The 15,386-nt window shown below is 61.5% G+C and carries 13 protein-coding genes and 2 tRNA genes; 6 read left to right on the top strand and 9 right to left on the bottom strand.

Annotation, left to right across the window (positions count from 1 at the left end):
- Window positions 1–21: 21 nt before the first annotated feature.
- Both RIG82_00260 and RIG82_00255 read right to left on the bottom strand, forming a co-directional pair.
- On the bottom strand, window positions 22–816 hold the full coding sequence (locus RIG82_00260; protein ID MEQ9459371.1) for a class I SAM-dependent methyltransferase: 795 nt from the start codon (window positions 814–816) through the stop codon (window positions 22–24).
- Window positions 813–1,748: an MBL fold metallo-hydrolase gene (locus RIG82_00255; GenBank protein MEQ9459370.1), complete on the bottom strand. Its 936-nt coding sequence runs from the start codon at window positions 1,746–1,748 to the stop codon at window positions 813–815. The genes RIG82_00260 and RIG82_00255 overlap by 4 nt, the downstream gene beginning before the upstream one ends.
- A gap of 213 nt (window positions 1,749–1,961) precedes the next feature.
- Here RIG82_00255 and RIG82_00250 point away from each other — a divergent pair, with 213 nt between their 5' ends.
- The 5 genes from RIG82_00250 to RIG82_00230 all read left to right on the top strand — a co-directional run bounded on the left by RIG82_00250 (window position 1,962) and on the right by RIG82_00230 (window position 8,556).
- Window positions 1,962–3,227: an ATP-binding protein gene (locus RIG82_00250; protein ID MEQ9459369.1), complete on the top strand. Its 1,266-nt coding sequence runs from the start codon at window positions 1,962–1,964 to the stop codon at window positions 3,225–3,227.
- Window positions 3,228–3,322: 95 nt separating this feature from the next.
- Window positions 3,323–3,967: a response regulator gene (locus RIG82_00245; GenBank protein ID MEQ9459368.1), complete on the top strand. Its 645-nt coding sequence runs from the start codon at window positions 3,323–3,325 to the stop codon at window positions 3,965–3,967.
- A gap of 591 nt (window positions 3,968–4,558) precedes the next feature.
- A complete protein-coding gene (locus RIG82_00240) occupies window positions 4,559–5,587 on the top strand; it encodes a glutamine synthetase beta-grasp domain-containing protein (protein MEQ9459367.1) in 1,029 nt (342 codons plus the stop codon).
- A gap of 212 nt (window positions 5,588–5,799) precedes the next feature.
- On the top strand, window positions 5,800–6,990 hold the full coding sequence (locus tag RIG82_00235) for a serine/threonine-protein kinase (protein MEQ9459366.1): 1,191 nt from the start codon (window positions 5,800–5,802) through the stop codon (window positions 6,988–6,990).
- 168 nt (window positions 6,991–7,158) lie between these two features.
- Window positions 7,159–8,556 carry a C1 family peptidase gene (locus tag RIG82_00230; GenBank protein MEQ9459365.1) on the top strand — a complete coding sequence of 466 codons (1,398 nt, stop codon included), beginning with the start codon at window positions 7,159–7,161 and terminating at the stop codon, window positions 8,554–8,556.
- Between the two features lie 31 nt (window positions 8,557–8,587).
- On the opposite strand, the gene RIG82_00225 is transcribed toward RIG82_00230, so the two are convergent.
- From RIG82_00225 to RIG82_00195, 7 genes are all read right to left on the bottom strand, one after another.
- Window positions 8,588–9,370, bottom strand: a complete 783-nt coding sequence (locus RIG82_00225; protein ID MEQ9459364.1) for a polysaccharide deacetylase family protein — start codon at window positions 9,368–9,370, stop codon at window positions 8,588–8,590.
- Complete coding sequence (locus RIG82_00220; protein MEQ9459363.1) at window positions 9,370–9,528, bottom strand: hypothetical protein; 159 nt, start codon at window positions 9,526–9,528, stop codon at window positions 9,370–9,372. Before RIG82_00220 ends, RIG82_00225 begins: the two co-directional genes overlap by 1 nt.
- Window positions 9,529–9,625: 97 nt before the next feature.
- Window positions 9,626–10,636 carry a hypothetical protein gene (locus tag RIG82_00215; GenBank protein MEQ9459362.1) on the bottom strand — a complete coding sequence of 337 codons (1,011 nt, stop codon included), beginning with the start codon at window positions 10,634–10,636 and terminating at the stop codon, window positions 9,626–9,628.
- Window positions 10,637–10,729: 93 nt separating this feature from the next.
- The gene (locus RIG82_00210) at window positions 10,730–11,266 is read right to left on the bottom strand and encodes a hypothetical protein (protein MEQ9459361.1); all 537 of its coding nucleotides are present in this window, start codon (window positions 11,264–11,266) and stop codon (window positions 10,730–10,732) included.
- Between the two features lie 302 nt (window positions 11,267–11,568).
- A tRNA-Thr gene (locus RIG82_00205) sits at window positions 11,569–11,641 on the bottom strand.
- A gap of 104 nt (window positions 11,642–11,745) precedes the next feature.
- Window positions 11,746–11,818 (bottom strand) — tRNA-Thr (locus tag RIG82_00200).
- Between the two features lie 33 nt (window positions 11,819–11,851).
- Entirely contained in the window at window positions 11,852–13,171 is a 1,320-nt protein-coding gene (locus RIG82_00195; protein MEQ9459360.1) for a DEAD/DEAH box helicase, read from the bottom strand.
- 482 nt (window positions 13,172–13,653) lie between these two features.
- Here RIG82_00195 and RIG82_00190 point away from each other — a divergent pair, with 482 nt between their 5' ends.
- Window positions 13,654–15,363, top strand: coding sequence for a PQQ-dependent sugar dehydrogenase (locus RIG82_00190; GenBank protein MEQ9459359.1), 1,710 nt, complete (start codon window positions 13,654–13,656; stop codon window positions 15,361–15,363).
- The last annotated feature ends 23 nt before the right edge of the window (window positions 15,364–15,386 follow it).

Genomic DNA, 15,386 nt, shown 5'->3' with positions numbered 1-15,386 from the left:
AACATCCTGGGTTCTTTGCTGTCATACCCTCAGATAGACATCGAACCGGAACCCCTTGCCCTCGATCACGTGATGCACGCCATCGGTCGATGGCAGGTGTGGGATCGCGGGGGCTTTTCTCGATCGCTTGACAGCGACACGCCGGATTCCCGACTCCAGCAATGCACGCAGGACCTCCGAATCATCGTTCGCCGGCTTAGCTATCTCGCTGACGATTGCTCGCAGGCTGCGCATCGCCTGGCGCTCTGCGGCCTTGCGTTCTGCGGCAAACATCGGGTCGAACATCGCCGCATCCCATGCCGCTGAGGGGTCCACCTCCTGCCCGTAGAGCACCTCAGCGGGTCCGCCTTGCAACCAAGATGCGCTCTCCCCCCACAAGACGGTTAAGCGCTGACTTAATTCCTCGATCAGGCCAGCGGCCTCGGCTCGCCTCGCGGTATCGGCCAGCAGGAGGGCGATGACCGGGTCGCGCTCGATGGCGGTGACCACGCAGCCTGTGGCCAGCAGCAACAGCGCGTCCTCACCCCAACCCGCCGTGGCGTCGAGCACCCGGAGCCCTGCGAGCCGGGTGCTCTTGGAAGCGATCGCGCGATAAACCGGTGCCCGCTGACTTCGCCCGGCTCCAGAACGGATATCGATCGATTCCCAGTCTGCCCGGACCCGTCGGTCGTCGCCATCCCGAAGCGACAACCCGTCATCACTCAGCGACAGCCTCATGCCTTCTGGAAGCCTTGCGCCCCGTTCTTGTAGCCACTGCGACAGCGCTTGGGCTCGGTCCTCGTGAGCCTCGCCCTCCGCAGCGACCACGGCGCTCATGACGCCTCGCCCGACCCCTCGGTCGTGTCCGCTGCCACCGCCGCCTGCTGCTCCTCGTACCGGCGTCGATTGCTTCGGTGATCCATCAGCACGAACAATCGCTCGCGATCCTGCTCGGGGATCGCCTGATCGATCACCTTCCGTGCCGCGCCCATGTTCGTTCGCCGGGAAAGGTGCGTCAGCACGACATAAGGCGACGCAGCCACCTTCAGCAGCTCAACGATGTTATTCAGGTGCAGGTGCTTGCCCACTTTGGCCCGGGCGTGGTCATCGCGTTCGAGGAAGGTGCACTCGGTAATCAGGATTTTGCTCTGGAGCACATCGGGGCGCTCGAAGTGCTCACCCCAGGCGGTGTCGCCGAGATAAGCCACCAGCGGGATCTCCAGCGTTCGTGTGATCTCCTCGCCCTTCTGCTTGAGTTCGACCAGCTTCGCCTGCGGCAGGCCGTTGTATTCGGGCTTGAGCTTGCTCCGCCTCTCGACCACCACGAACCCGAGCGACGGCACGGTGTGGCTGGTCTTGAACGCACGGAGGTAGTGATCGTTCTTGATCTTGTATTCGGCCTCGGCCTCCATCGGCACGAGGTTGTAAGGCGTCTTCTGGTTCTCCACCGACACCCAGGCGTCCATCAGGCCACGAATCGGGGCTTCCATCTCGGGATGGCAGAGCACCGTGCCGGTTCCCATGCCCTGGAAATGCCGCTGGGACAGGTAGTAGGTCAACGCGGCGGCGTGATCCATGTGGCCGTGCGACAGCGCGACGTGATTCGCACTCAGCGCGGGCCGGGGACACAACCCGATGTCAAAACAGACATCGAGTTCGGGGACCTGGACGACCGTCTCTTCACCGGCGACCGACAAGCCCTGGACCCGGTAGGGGGGTAGATACAAGAAGCCCATCTGAGGGCGACGCTGGGGTTCGTGAGGAATCATGGACAAGCCCACGCGGCCGGTAGTGATCAGAGCCAGTCCGGCCGCGAGTCGGACAGCCCACCTCAATTAGCCACGAACGCCTTCACGCCAGCGGCCCAACACGCCAGACCCATTGGCCCAGCCGCCGACAGCATCCCCGACGGCACGCCTTTGTCAAATCGCCGCCCAACTACCATTTGCCTCATGCCCCGAAGCCTGCCAGACTTCGTGTCTATGGGAAAGCGTTCATCGACTCCCGATCAGGCTAGCTTGGGCCATCCGCCGCATCACATTGTCGACGCCCTGCCCTGGGCTATTTTGTTCATCTCGCTGCCGGATGAGACCTGCCGGTTCGCGAACAACCGGGCCTCCCGCTGGCTCGGCCAGCCCGCCTCGCAGATCATCGGCCAGTCCATCCGCGACCTCTTCGGCGACGAGGCCTACCACATCCTCAAGCAGGGCTGCCCGCAGGTCCACGAGGGGCACACGGTCGAGCACGAAGCGACGCTTCCCCTGCCCGCCGATGCCAAGCCCCGGACCGTCCGAATCAGACTAATCCCTGAAACTGATGCGACCACCTCACTCACCGGTTGCCTCATTGTGATCGAGGACATGGCCGAAATACGCGCTGCTCAGGACCTTCTCGAGCAGGAAAACGCCGAACTCGAGGCTCGCATCGCCCACAGAACCCAGGAACTCCAGCAGCTCAACACAGAACTCCGCCACGAGATCGACAGCCGGCACGCTGCCGAACAGCAACTCACCGAGCACCGCGAAGAGCTCGCCCACGTCTCAAGAATCTCGGTTCTGGGCGAGACCGCCACCGCGCTCGCCCACGAGCTCAACCAGCCCCTCGCCGCGATCTCGAACTACGCCTCGGCGGTCCTCAAACGCATGGAAAAAGGCGACGCCAGCATCGAAGAACTCGCTGTACCCCTGCGTGAGGTGGCGGCGCAGGCCGAACGAGCGGGCAACGTCATCCGCCAGCTTCGCGAGTTCTTCCGTAAGCGCCAGGCGCAGGTTGTGCCCCTCAACATCAATGAGCTGGTCTCGGAGACCCTGAGTCTGACGGAGTTTACGGCGCGTTCGCGTCAGATTCGGATTGATTTTGATCCTGCCGACCATCTCCTTACCACGCGAGGCGATCCCATCCTTTTTAAGCAGGTCCTGTTTAATGTGGTTCACAACGCCCTGGATGCCTCCAGCGACGTTGCCCCCGAGAACCGCCAAATCCGTCTTCGGACCACTGTCTCTAGCAATCACAACTGGGTCCAGGTCCGTGTCCGCGACTGGGGCCCGGGCGTCCCCGCAGATGACCTCATCCGCATTTTCGAGCCGTTCTACACGACGAAAAAAGAGGGCATGGGCATCGGTCTGGCCATCGCCAAGCGCATCATCGAGGCCCAGCGTGGCTGCCTCTCCGCCCACCGCCGGATGCCTTCTGGCCTTGAGATGATCATCGAACTCCCCGTGACCCCATCTGACGATCTGACCGTTTAAGTCGTTTTAGGCTTTTCGATGGGGACAGAATCGATTAAACTGTTAGATGACCTCAGGGGTGAGGTTCGTCCGAATACGGGGTAGGAGTGATCACCATGCAACTTCCAGACCGCAACTCGATTCCCGTGCACGTTATCGACGATGACCCCGCTGTTCGTGACTCGCTGCGTTGGTTGCTCGAATCAGAAGGTCTTACCGTCCTGCTCTACCCCGACGCCGATACGTTTCTAGAGTCCCTGACCCTCGAGACCACCGGCTGCGTCCTGCTCGATGTTCGCTTGCCGGGGATGTCAGGCGTCGATCTCATGGAGAAACTCGCCGAGTCCGAGGCGACGCTCAAGGTCATCATGATCTCCGGCCACGCCGACGTGACCGACGCTGTCCGCTCGATGAAAGCCGGGGCGATCGACTTCGTCGAGAAACCGTTCCCACGCGAAGTCCTGCTCTCGCGTGTGCACCAGACTCTGGAGGCCTGTGAGCGTCAGCAATCCGAAGATATCCAGATCCGCTCGATCTGTGAGCGGCTTGATTCCCTGACGCCCCGTGAGTCCACGGTGATGAAGATGGTCGTGCGCGGGATGCTTAACAAGCAGATCGCCACCGAACTCGGCCTGTCTCAGAAGACCGTCGAGGTCCATCGCGCCCACGTGATGCAGAAGATGCACGCCACCAGCCTCGCCGAACTCGTCCGCATGTCCGTCGCGATCGAAGAACTCCAGCTCGCCGAAGCGGTCGCCTGATTCTCCCGATCCACGCCTCCTGTCCTCCCCACCTCAACAACGATGAGCTCGTAGGTCCCCTCTCGGCCTCCAGAGTTTGTCTTTGACCGCGATCTTGCTGGGAAACCCTGGCTGCGCTGCCCCCGTCCTCGGCCCAACCGCAGGCTTTGTCTTGGAGCGCCGCTCGCTGATCTCCCGCTAGGTCATAGGGTCACCAACCAGACATCACTCGTGATGATTGAGATGTGGGGACAGTGACCGCGGGCACGAGCATATCGGACCATGTGCCGCTGAATTGTTTGGCATAGAGCGTGTTATACTGCTATAAATACACACTGGGTTAGCGCAATGCTTACTTTGTGCGCAGCAGGGCCGTAAAGATCAAGAAAATGCATCGAAATTAGGCAGTCTCTCTAGGCACAGTCCGCAGATTTCGGCTACAACTACGTTATGAACTCGAGCTCACCTCAATTTGGCACGTGTCTTAGGCCCCAAACCTGTGCCAGGGGTGTGGCTAGACACTCAGCAACTGAGCCCTGCCCATGGGTCACAGAAGAAACGAAAAATGACCCATCGTAATCTTTTTATCTTTTTAAGGAGAGTGAAACGACTATGAGTAAATCGAAACTGGAATACATCTGGCTGGACGGCTACAAGCCGACTCAAGGCCTTCGCAGCAAGACGCAGGTCGTCAAAGATTTCAGCGGGAAGCTGGAGGACTGCCCGATGTGGTCCTTCGATGGTTCCTCGACCCAACAGGCCGAGGGCGGCAGCTCCGACTGCCTGCTCAAGCCCGTCTTTGTCTGCCCCGACCCCGACCGTCAGAACGGCTACCTCGTCATGACCGAGGTGCTCAACCCCGACGGCACGCCGCATGAATCCAACGGCAGGGCACTGATCGACGACGATGACAACGATTTCTGGTTCGGATTCGAGCAGGAATACACGCTCATGGACCCGGACACCGGTCTGCCCATCGGCTTCCCCCCGGGTGGCTACCCGCGCCCCCAAGGACCGTACTACTGCTCGGTCGGTGCCCAGAATGCCTTCGGCCGCCAACTGGTCGATGAACACCTGGACATGTGCCTCGAAGCCGGCCTCAACGTCGAAGGCATCAACGGCGAGGTGATGGCGGGTCAGTGGGAGTTCCAAGGCTTTGCCAAGGGGGCCGCTCAGGCCGGCGACGAGATGTGGATCGGCCGCTACCTGCTCGAGCGGTGCGGCGAGAAATACAACCTGGCGATCAGTTGGCACTGCAAGCCCGTCAAAGGCGACTGGAACGGCTCGGGTATGCACGCCAACTTCTCCAACGAGGTCATGCGGACCGCCGGCAAGAAGGAGGTCTTCGACAAAATCTGCCAAGCCTTCGGCACGCAAGACCGCATCAAGGCTCACATCGCTGTCTACGGCGCCGACAACGACCAGCGCTTGACCGGCCTGCACGAGACCCAGTCCATCGATAAGTTCTCCTACGGCGTGTCCGACCGAGGCGCTTCAATCCGTATCCCCATCGGTACCGTCGAAGCGGGCTACAAGGGCAGGCTCGAAGACCGTCGCCCCAACTCCCAGGCCGACCCGTACAAGGTCGCCGCCGCGATCATCAAGACCGTCAAGACCGCGTGTGACAAGCTGGGCGTCTAAGCCCGGACACATCGCCATTAACGACTATTGACGACTGACGAAAGACTCAACAACCCCGGCAGCCGCCGGGGTTGTTTTTTGCATCTTTGTGGGGTCTCATGCCCTGCTTGTCACGGGCCTGCAGCCTGTGGGACCTGTACTGGTGTGAGCGGGATCACGCGGATCGTTGTAGAAAGGACTCGTGTTGACACGAATCGCTCTAGAATGGACTGATGGCCAACTCGGAAACATCCTCATCGAAACGGCCTCCGGACGACGATGCGCAGGCCGCGTCAGATAGGCCGAGTTCCACGACCAGGCAGATTAATCAAGAGACCACTGACGAGCTGTTTCCGCAGCACTGGAAAAGTGGCTCGCTGAAGTACACCGATTTTGAGCCCCTGACCGAGGGCGGCACCGCGGAACTCCAGACCTGTCTGGATCGCAACCTCAACCGCGTCGTGGTTTACAAAAAGCTCCACGATCACCTCGCCGATTCGGATATGGAAAACGCACGTTTCCTGCGCGAAGCCCGCGTCACGGCCTTGATCTCCCATCCAGGCACCGTGCCACTCTACGAAGTTGGCCGAGACCGCAGCGGCGCGGTGTACTTCACGATGAAGAAACTCGAAGGCCAGGACCTCTCCTTGATTCTGAAAGGTCTGGCGGCGCGTGACCGCAAGATGGAGGCAGACTTCCCCCTCTCACGACTCATCGACATCATGATCCAGGCCTGCCAGACTCTCAGCTTCGCCCACAGCAGCGGCATCATCCATCGTGATATCAAGCCAGCCAACATCCTGGTTGGCGCCTTTGGCGAAGTGACCGTGCTCGACTGGGGGCTCGCCAAGGTCCATGGCGAAGAAGTGAAAGACCTGGAGAGCTTGGCCAGCGTGGAAGTGCCCCAGGGAAAAGAGGCGGTTCGCATGGAGTTGACGCAGCCCGGCCGACGCTACGGCACCCCGCTCTATATGTCGCCCGAACAAGCCGAAGGCAAAGCGACAATCGACGAGCGCACCGACATCTACAACATGGGTAGCGTCCTCTTCGAGATCCTGACCCGTGAAAACCTGGTCTTCGGCAGCAAGATCGACGAAGTGCTGGAGATGATCCTCGAGCGTCCAACCCCCCAGCCGATCAAGGTCGCTCCGGACGAGCATATTCCGAAAGTCCTAAACGCCATCTGCTACAAGGCACTGCAGAAAGACCCTGACGATCGGTATCAGTCGATGAACGAGTTCTGCGACGATCTGTTGGCCTACCGCAGCGACCAAAAGGTCTCGGTCTATCGCTACACGCTGCGCGAGAGCATTGCCCAGTTCAAACATCGACACGTCATCGCCCTGACCGCCCTCGGCTCCGTCGCGGCCGGTGCCCTGCTGTGCTGGCTCTTCCTGAATGTTGCCCGTCTTACCGGGTCGTGAGGCTGAGACCTCGGGTCCGTGCAACGGCTAAAGCCAGACCTTAAAAAACTGGCAAAGGCACACCCTGACGATGTGTATGATCGCAGTTGGCTGGCAGGCCTAGCGATTTGACCGTAACCGGGCTACCGTGTGATGAACCCGTAAATCGTCTTAAAGAGCCAAACTGCCATGACCATGACCCCCTCCCGCCCCGAAACCACCTCCTCCGCTTCCGGCACCCTCACCACCGACCTCATCACCGGCTGGCAGTCCCGCTTCGACGCCTCGCCCACCGCCCGACTCATGCAGAACGCCGTCTGCCAGCAGCCCATCGACGAGGTCGCCCTCGACCGCCGCATCCTCACCAACACCGACTTCACCTTCTCCCACGTTCTCGACGACTGGGCCGTCACCGCCCAGAAACAATCCGGCCGCTGCTGGCTCTTCGCCGGACTGAACCTCCTTCGCGTCGGCGCGATGAACAAGATGAACCTCCGCGAGTTCGAGTTCTCCCAGAACTACACCTTCTTCTGGGACAAACTCGAACGCGCCAACTACGTCCTCCAACGCATCATCGACACCGCCGACCGACCCCTGGGCGACCGACACGTCGCCTACCTCCTCGCCCGACCCTTTGACGATGGCGGGCAGTGGAACATGTTCGTCAACGTCGTCCGCAAGCACGGCCTCGTCCCCAAAGCCGTCATGCCCGAGACAAGCTCCTCGTCCTCCACGCCACGCATGAACGGCAACGTCCGCCACAAACTCCGCGAAGCCGCCGCCACCCTCCGCGCCGCCGCCGCCCGCGACGCCTCACTCGATGACCTCCAGAACCTCAAACTCAAAGCCCTCGAAGACGTCTACAACATCCTCGCCATCCACCTCGGCACACCCCCCACCTCCTTCGACTGGCAGTGGAACGACAAAGACCGCAAGTTCCACCGCGACGGCCGACTCACTCCCCAGCAGTTCGCCCAGCGCTACGTCGACCAGAACCTCGACGACTACGTCTGCCTCGTCAACGACCCCAGACCCTCCTCGCCCTACAACCAGACCTACACCGTCGAGTACCTTGGCAACGTCGAAGGCGGGTCACAAACCATCTACCTCAACGTCGATACCAACACGCTCAAAAAAATCGCCATGAACACCATCCTCGACGGCGAACCCGTCTGGATGGGCTGCGATGTCGGGCCCATGATGCAGCGCAACCTCGGGCTCTGGGACGCCAAACTCTTCAACTACGAAGAGGTCTACGACACCAAGTACACCCTCGACAAAGCCGGGAGACTCCAGCACCACCAGTCGCTGATGACCCACGCCATGCTCTTCACAGGCGTCGATGTCATCACTCACGACGGCGAAGAAACCCCCCGCCGATGGCGCGTCGAAAACTCCTGGGGCGACGAACTCGGCCGCAAAGGCTTCTTCCTCATGAACGACAACTGGTTCGACCAGTACATGTTCGAGATCGCCGCCCACAAACGCTACCTCACCCCACAACTCCTCAAAGCCCTCGACACCGAACCCACCGTCCTGCCGCCTTGGGACCCGATGGGCTCGCTGGCCAACACCCACAACCCCTGAGCCACCTCCCTCTCCTCTCTACTCTCTACTTTCAACTCTCTCGCGGGCGCAGCCCGCGCGCCACCTCATCAACCGAAGTCACCCACACCGCATCCCCCAGCTCAACCAGATAGTCCAGCACCCGCTCGTGCACCCCCACATCGATGTGCAGGTTGTGCTCCGCCGGTCCGACACCGTGCATGCAGTAGATGATCCACCCGCCACACGCCACCGCCTCGTCAATCTCCGCCTTCATGCCCTCGAAATCCCGGTCATCCCCCTTGAAACACCCCAGCGACGACAGGTCACAACCCCCCTCAACATCCGGCCGAAGAATCCGCTCCCGCCGCGGACCCCGCGCCGCCGAAAAATACTCACGCATCACCGGCTTGAGAGAAACCTCGCCGCCAACACCCTCGGCGTCAGCGAAGCCAACGGTCTCGTGATGGCACGTGTTCCCGTAGCTCCTCGAATCACGACCATCCAGCAGCCGCAGCACCCCGTTCGCCACCCGCACCTCCTCAGCCCACCGCTCCACCGTGTACCGCCGCAGGTCCCGCCCATCATCCAGCCACGGCAGGTCCTTGAGCCCGCCTTCCTTCCGACACGGATGAAAGATCGTGTGGTTCCCCAGCTCATGTCCCGCCTCCGCCAGCGCAGCCCACGCCTCCGGCCGCTCCAGCAGGTCCGACAACACCGGCACATAAAACGTCCCCGCAAACCCCCGCTCCGCCAGCATCGGCCCCACCACCTCACAATGATGCGTCAACCCATCGTCATACGTCAGCGACACCACACCCCGCGACCGCTCAGAACCCGACCAGTGCTCCGCCATTACAACTCCTCACGGATCAAATCCCCAGCATACCCGACACCCAGAACCTCAACACCGTTGCCCTCCGACAACCACGCGCCGACCCCCTCATCCTTTGCGAAGCCCTCGGCTGCCACCCCGTCCTCGACCAGACCCACCACCTCGAGCAAAAAAATCACCGTCCCCAACGGCGGCTCACCCGACACCAGTAACTTTCACCACGCCAAATGCGAAGCCTCCACCAACTCCTGCAAAATCATGCACCAACACCCATACTCACCTGGTCACCGACCCTCGCCGCCCAACCAACACACCCAACCCAACCATCAACCCCACCACACCAGGCTCCGGCAGCAACACGACATCACTCTGGCCAAACAACGTAGCCAACACCGACAGATCGATCAGATCCACCAAACCATCACCGTTCGCATCGCCCTCAGCAAACAACCGACCCGCCCCCGTATCAAAGTTCGTCGCCAGAACCGACAGATCAATCAGATCCACCGTCAGATCACCATTGAAATCCGCCGCCAGCAACACCTCCAGCCGCACATCGTCAAAATCAACCTCCAGATCGCTCCCCGGAAACGACGCATCCACCTCATTCAGATTCACCAGCCGGATCCCCAGACTCTGCCCGATCCGCTCCTCACCCTCAAGAAAAACACTCGACCCGCTCGTAAACACCAACGAACTCGTTCCCCACCCACCATCAGGAATGCTCCCCGCCAGCGTGTTCACATCAGAAGCCACCACCACACCTCCCGCCAGCAGATCCACCCGATACCCCGGAAAACCATCCAGCGGGAAAAACCCGCCACCCAGCGACGTCCCCGAACCGATGTTCCCGATCTCCACCGTCAGCCGATACCGCCGCAGCGCCTCCAGCTCATCCACCAGCGTCTGCTCCAAACCATACGCACCCTCCCCGCCACTCCCCGCAAAGTTGAACGCAATCCCCACCCGCTCGCCCTCGATCGCACCCTCATCAAAAAAAGCATAAACCCCAGGCTCACCCACCGGATCAGGCTCAAACGGCCGCAGCGTCCCGATGAAATACGTCCCGCCAGCCCCGCCCCCCGTGATCCCTTCCGGGTCATACAGCCCCCAGCCATTCAACGGACCAAACGTAAACTCATTCACCACCGACTCACCCCCGATGTCCTCAAACCCAGGATTCACCACCGTCAACGGCGTCGCCTCAACACCCACGCCCATCGCCACCACACACCCAAACACCGCCGACCACACGCCCCGCTCACAACCACCCGCCCTGACACTCATCACAACAACTCCCTTCAATCGCCTTCCAAAGACCCAGCCCATAGCCTCACGCAAAAATAAACAACACTCAGCGCCCAAACACTGCCAGCCACATCACACCGACGGACGCCGACGCAACCCACACAACAGCCCGCCGCCCAACACAACCAACCCCGTCGGCTCCGGCACCACAATCCGTCCCGGCTCACCCAGCGTGAGGGCCGTCTCACCACCCGTCGCCGTCCGCAACACTGCGGATATCGCCCTCAACGTCGTCGTCTCCTCCACATCCACACTCAGCACCGCCGCCTCCAACAGCCCACCAGAAAACACGCCACCCTGTGGGAACGCCACCTCAAGCGACAACACACCCGTGGACTCGTCAAAGTCAGCCGCAGGCCCCGAGTCGAAGATCGAACTCAAGCTCAGCAGTGAAAAACCCAACGCCGGCTCAACCAACACACTCATCAGCAAGGTCGAACTTGCCGGAACAGCCCCCACCCCCGCATCGTCGATCAGAACCGGATAACTCGTGCTCGCCGCCTCGCGAGCCTTCTGTACCGCTGGCAGCAACAAACCCGCCTCCGCTCGCGACACCCCGGTCAGCCCCAATACAAGCCCCATCAACACCAGCTTCATCATGCGTGCCATATCCATATCTCCTTTGTGCTGGTTACGCGAGTACCCACAGCTTATTGGCTCCTCCTCCTACGAAAAATGATCACGACCGCTTGGCATCAAAAGCACGAGAAACAACCATCCATCGACCGACCCCGCCACTGACCCAACTCCTGTAACCCTGCGAAACTCGCGCTAGCAACCCAAGCACCAGCGCGCGCACAATCAACCGCATCCCAACCCCCATCGGTCACGTTTGATTGACGACCACCACACGCCAAGGCCCCCGTGCGCACAAAAAACCACACTTCCAGCACCCCTCAAACCCTCTAAAAAGCCACCAGTCGGACTCGAACCGACGACCTGCGGTTTACAAAACCGCTGCTCTACCAACTGAGCTATGGTGGCGAACCACCCCTTACATGTCGTTCTCAGCAATCGGCGGGAGACTCCATCACCTCTCTAAACCGTTGTCCACACAACAGTTCAGACTGCGGGGGGGGGGGGGGGGAAGCCATCGACTGGACTCGAACCAGCGACCTGAGCTTTACGAAAGCTCTGCTCTACCAACTGAGCTACGATGGCGATCCGGGAATCTTAACGCAACCGCCCAATCGCTCAAATCTTCCGTCGCCGCCGCGTGCCCCGCGGGCCGCCGTTGCCTTCGCCGCCGCCGCGGGATTGGCCGTTACCCCCTGATCCACCTCGACTTGCAGGCCGCTTGCCCCGTCGCCCGCCACCCCCGCCAGCGTTCGCGTGCTGAGGCTTGGGGCCCCGCCGGGCTGGCCGCGTGTTCCCGCCGCCTCGCATCGGCGCCACACTCGCCGGGATGTCCGATGGCTGATCCTCGAGTCGCGGGATGTCCAGCCGGATCGTGCGCTCAATCGCCCGCAGCAGCCCGCGCTCCTCCGGATTGCAGAACGACACCGCAATACCCGACGCCCCCGCCCGCGCCGTACGGCCGATCCGGTGCACATAGCTCTCCGGCTCGTTGGTCAGGTCGAAGTTAAACACATGAGACACGCCGTCGACGTCGATTCCGCGCGACGCGATGTCGGTCGCGACCAGCACGTTGATCTTGCCCTTCTTGAAGATCGCCAGTGCTCGCTCGCGGGCGTTCTGGCTCTTGTTGCCGTGGATCGCCGCGGAGTGGATGTTGGACATGCTCAGGAGCTTGACCACCTTGTCCGCGCCGTGCTTGGTACGCGTAAAGACGATGGCCCGCTGGATCGGCAGCTTGCCGAGCAGGTGCGTGAGCAGCTTGATCTTGTGGGGCTGATCGACGAAGTAGACGCCCTGTTCGATCCGCTCGACGGTCGTGGCCTGCGGGACGATCTCGACACTGACCGGGTCCTTGAGCAGGTCGTGCGCCAGCGTGCGGATCGGCCCGGGCATGGTCGCGGAGAACAGCAGCGTCTGTCGCTGCTTGGGAATGGCTGCGGTCACCCGCCTGATATCAGGCAGGAAGCCCATGTCCAGCATCCGGTCGGCCTCATCGAGCACGAGCGTGGTCACCGCACTCAGATCGACGTGGCCCTGATTCATCAGGTCCAGGAGTCGACCGGGCGTCGCGATGAGGATGTCGATGCCCGCCCGCAGGGCGCGGACCTGGCTGTACTGGCCGACCCCGCCAAAGACCAGAGCGTGGCGGAGTTTGAGGTGGCGGCCGTAGTCGCGGAAGCTCTCGGCGATCTGGCCAGCCAGCTCGCGGGTCGGGCAGAGCACCAGACAACGCGGGCGGCGATCAGCCGCCTTGCTCTGCGACAGCCGATCGAGGATCGGCAGCGCGAACGCGGCGGTCTTGCCGGTACCGGTCTGGGCGCAACCCAGCAGGTCGCGGCCTTCCAGGATCGGCGGGATCGACTCGGCCTGGATCGGGGTGGCGGTGGTGTAGCCCTGATCGGCGACAGCGCGCAGAACAGGCTTGGCGAGGGACATGTCGTTGAAAAGCATAGATTTCCTACAGGTTGCGCTACGACATCGGGAAGCGGCAACACGCCGCGGCGCAACCGGTCGGAACGCTTGGGGTTTGGGCTCACCGGCGATGTGCCGGGCCCGAGCGTGACGGGAAGCCACGCAAGCTACGTATCTTATCGTCGTTTTGGTCGGCGTGTGACAGGAAATCGAAGGTTCGGTGTCAGAAGATGGCTTGCCAGCCGTGGGTGAGACCCCTGGCCATATGGTTGTTGCACGGATAAATCCGTATAAATGAGGTGTTTAGGGCTCGTTGGCGGAGATGCAGCGGCAGAAGCCTACCGCAGGAAAAATAGTGAACAGGCCAGGGGATGGTTGTATTAGCCAGGGCTGGAGCTTGATACCAAGAGACCTGGGATTGTCGTAGCCTTAGGGTGGTGGCGCGGGTAGGCTTCAGCGTTGTTTTTGGGGACGATTCGGGACGAAAGACTCCGAGGAGAAACGTGGTGCCAGTGTTTGATTTTCCGAAGATGATGGCCTTTGGCCTGCTCCTGGCCGGGACGGCCTGGGGGCAGACGAACCCGATCACGGCGACGATCCCGCAGACGCCTTGGAAGGTGGTACTGGAGGAGGTGGTGACGATCCCCAACAGCCTCGGGACGTATCCCCGGTTGGAGGAGTTGACCTTTGCGCCCGGGTCGGATGACGCGTTCGTGCTGGATCAGAACGGCCTGATCTATCGGCTCGATCCGTGGGCGGCGAGCCCGAGCCCGAGTCTGTTTCTGAACCTGAGCACGGCGATCCCTGCGGGGTTCCGGACCGGGTCGCAGGAGGGGTTGCGGGGGATGGCTTTCCATCCGGACTTCGATACGCCTGGGACGGACGGGTACCGGAAGTTCTACACCTCGCACAGCCGCAACGCGTTCACGGGGATCAACTTCGGGTCGGGTGTGGACCCGGTGATCTACGGGGCCCCAGGGAGCGTGCATCACGATTCGTACATCGGCGAGTGGACGCTCAACGCCAACGGGACCGTCAACACGTCGTCGTATCGGGAGGTGCTGCTGGTGGGTCAGCCGCGGTTTGATCACAACGTGGGGCAGATCGGGTTTAGCCCCATCGCCCAGCCGGGGGATGATGACTACGGGAACCTTTACATCATGATGGGCGATGGCGGCGGGGCGAACGACCCGAGCAATGTGGCGCAGAACATCAACCAGCCGCTGGGCTCGGTACTGCGGATCGACCCGCTCCAGAACGGGAGTGATCCATTCGGTGTGCCGGGGAACAATCCGCTGCGGGTGAGTGATGATCCGAGCACGGCGCGGAACCTGATCTATTCGTATGGGCATCGTAACCCGCACAAGTTCTCGATCGATCAGGTGACGGGGAAGTTTCTGGTGGCGGACATCGGCCAGGCGAACATCGAGGAGATCAACCTGATCGAAGCGGGTGGGAACTACGGCTGGGATGGGCGCGAGGGGACGTACACCATCAACGGGAGCAACGTGCCGGGGGCGCTTCCGGCGAATCATCCATCGGATGCGTTTACTTATCCGGTGGCGCAGTACGACCATGATCCTGAGAATGACGGTCCGGGTGGGTCGTGGGCGGTGACCGGCGGGTACACCTACCGGGGCACGGAGGTTCCCGAGCTGACGGGGATGTATCTGTTCGGGGAGTTTGGCGGGAATCGGGGGTATGTGTTTGGTGTGGACGTGGATGACCTGGTGCAGCGGGATGATTTTTCTGATCTCGCGTCGCTCAACGGCGGGTTGTTGTCGCCCTTTATGGAGTTGACGCTTCAGCTTGAGGGCGAGGGCGTGGATCGGTCGTTGCGCGACATCATTCGGGATACCAATGCCTTTGCGGGGCGGACCGATCTACGGTTCGGGATGGACAGCCGTGGCGAGGTCTATGTGCTGAACAAGCAGGACGGGAAGATTCGGCGGATCGTGGACGTGATCGGGCTGCTGGAGGGGGATGCCAACCGGGATGGGACGGTGGACCTGGTGGACCTAAGCCTGCTGGCGTCGAGTTTTGGTGGACCCGGGGATTGGGGTTCGGGTGATTTCAACGCGGATGCGGTGGTGGACCTGATCGACCTGAGCCTGCTGGCGAGCCAGTTCGGGGAGTCGTCGAATGTGCCGGAGCCAGCGGGGGTGGCGGTCTTGTCCGCTGCCTGGCTGATGATTCGTCGGCGATCGATCGTCTGAGGCACTGCGGATCGCTTAGAGTG

The organism is Phycisphaeraceae bacterium, from assembly GCA_040222855.1.
Lineage (GTDB): Bacteria > Planctomycetota > Phycisphaerae > Phycisphaerales > Phycisphaeraceae > Mucisphaera.
The sequence above is the reverse complement of the archived record's forward strand: the minus strand, read 5'-3'. Positions and strand labels throughout refer to the sequence as shown.

Excerpts from the sequence above, each read along its gene's own strand:
- RIG82_00260 (MEQ9459371.1), bottom strand. The coding sequence starts at position 816 with ATGAGCGCCGTGGTCGCTGCGGAGGGCGAGGCTCACGAGGACCGAGCC.
- RIG82_00255 (MEQ9459370.1), bottom strand. The coding sequence starts at position 1,748 with ATGATTCCTCACGAACCCCAGCGTCGCCCTCAGATGGGCTTCTTGTAT.
- RIG82_00250 (MEQ9459369.1), top strand. The coding sequence starts at position 1,962 with ATGGGAAAGCGTTCATCGACTCCCGATCAGGCTAGCTTGGGCCATCCG.
- RIG82_00245 (MEQ9459368.1), top strand. The coding sequence starts at position 3,323 with ATGCAACTTCCAGACCGCAACTCGATTCCCGTGCACGTTATCGACGAT.
- RIG82_00240 (MEQ9459367.1), top strand. The coding sequence starts at position 4,559 with ATGAGTAAATCGAAACTGGAATACATCTGGCTGGACGGCTACAAGCCG.
- RIG82_00235 (MEQ9459366.1), top strand. The coding sequence starts at position 5,800 with ATGGCCAACTCGGAAACATCCTCATCGAAACGGCCTCCGGACGACGAT.
- RIG82_00230 (MEQ9459365.1), top strand. The coding sequence starts at position 7,159 with ATGACCATGACCCCCTCCCGCCCCGAAACCACCTCCTCCGCTTCCGGC.
- RIG82_00225 (MEQ9459364.1), bottom strand. The coding sequence starts at position 9,370 with ATGGCGGAGCACTGGTCGGGTTCTGAGCGGTCGCGGGGTGTGGTGTCG.
- RIG82_00215 (MEQ9459362.1), bottom strand. The coding sequence starts at position 10,636 with ATGAGTGTCAGGGCGGGTGGTTGTGAGCGGGGCGTGTGGTCGGCGGTG.
- RIG82_00210 (MEQ9459361.1), bottom strand. The coding sequence starts at position 11,266 with ATGGCACGCATGATGAAGCTGGTGTTGATGGGGCTTGTATTGGGGCTG.
- RIG82_00195 (MEQ9459360.1), bottom strand. The coding sequence starts at position 13,171 with ATGTCCCTCGCCAAGCCTGTTCTGCGCGCTGTCGCCGATCAGGGCTAC.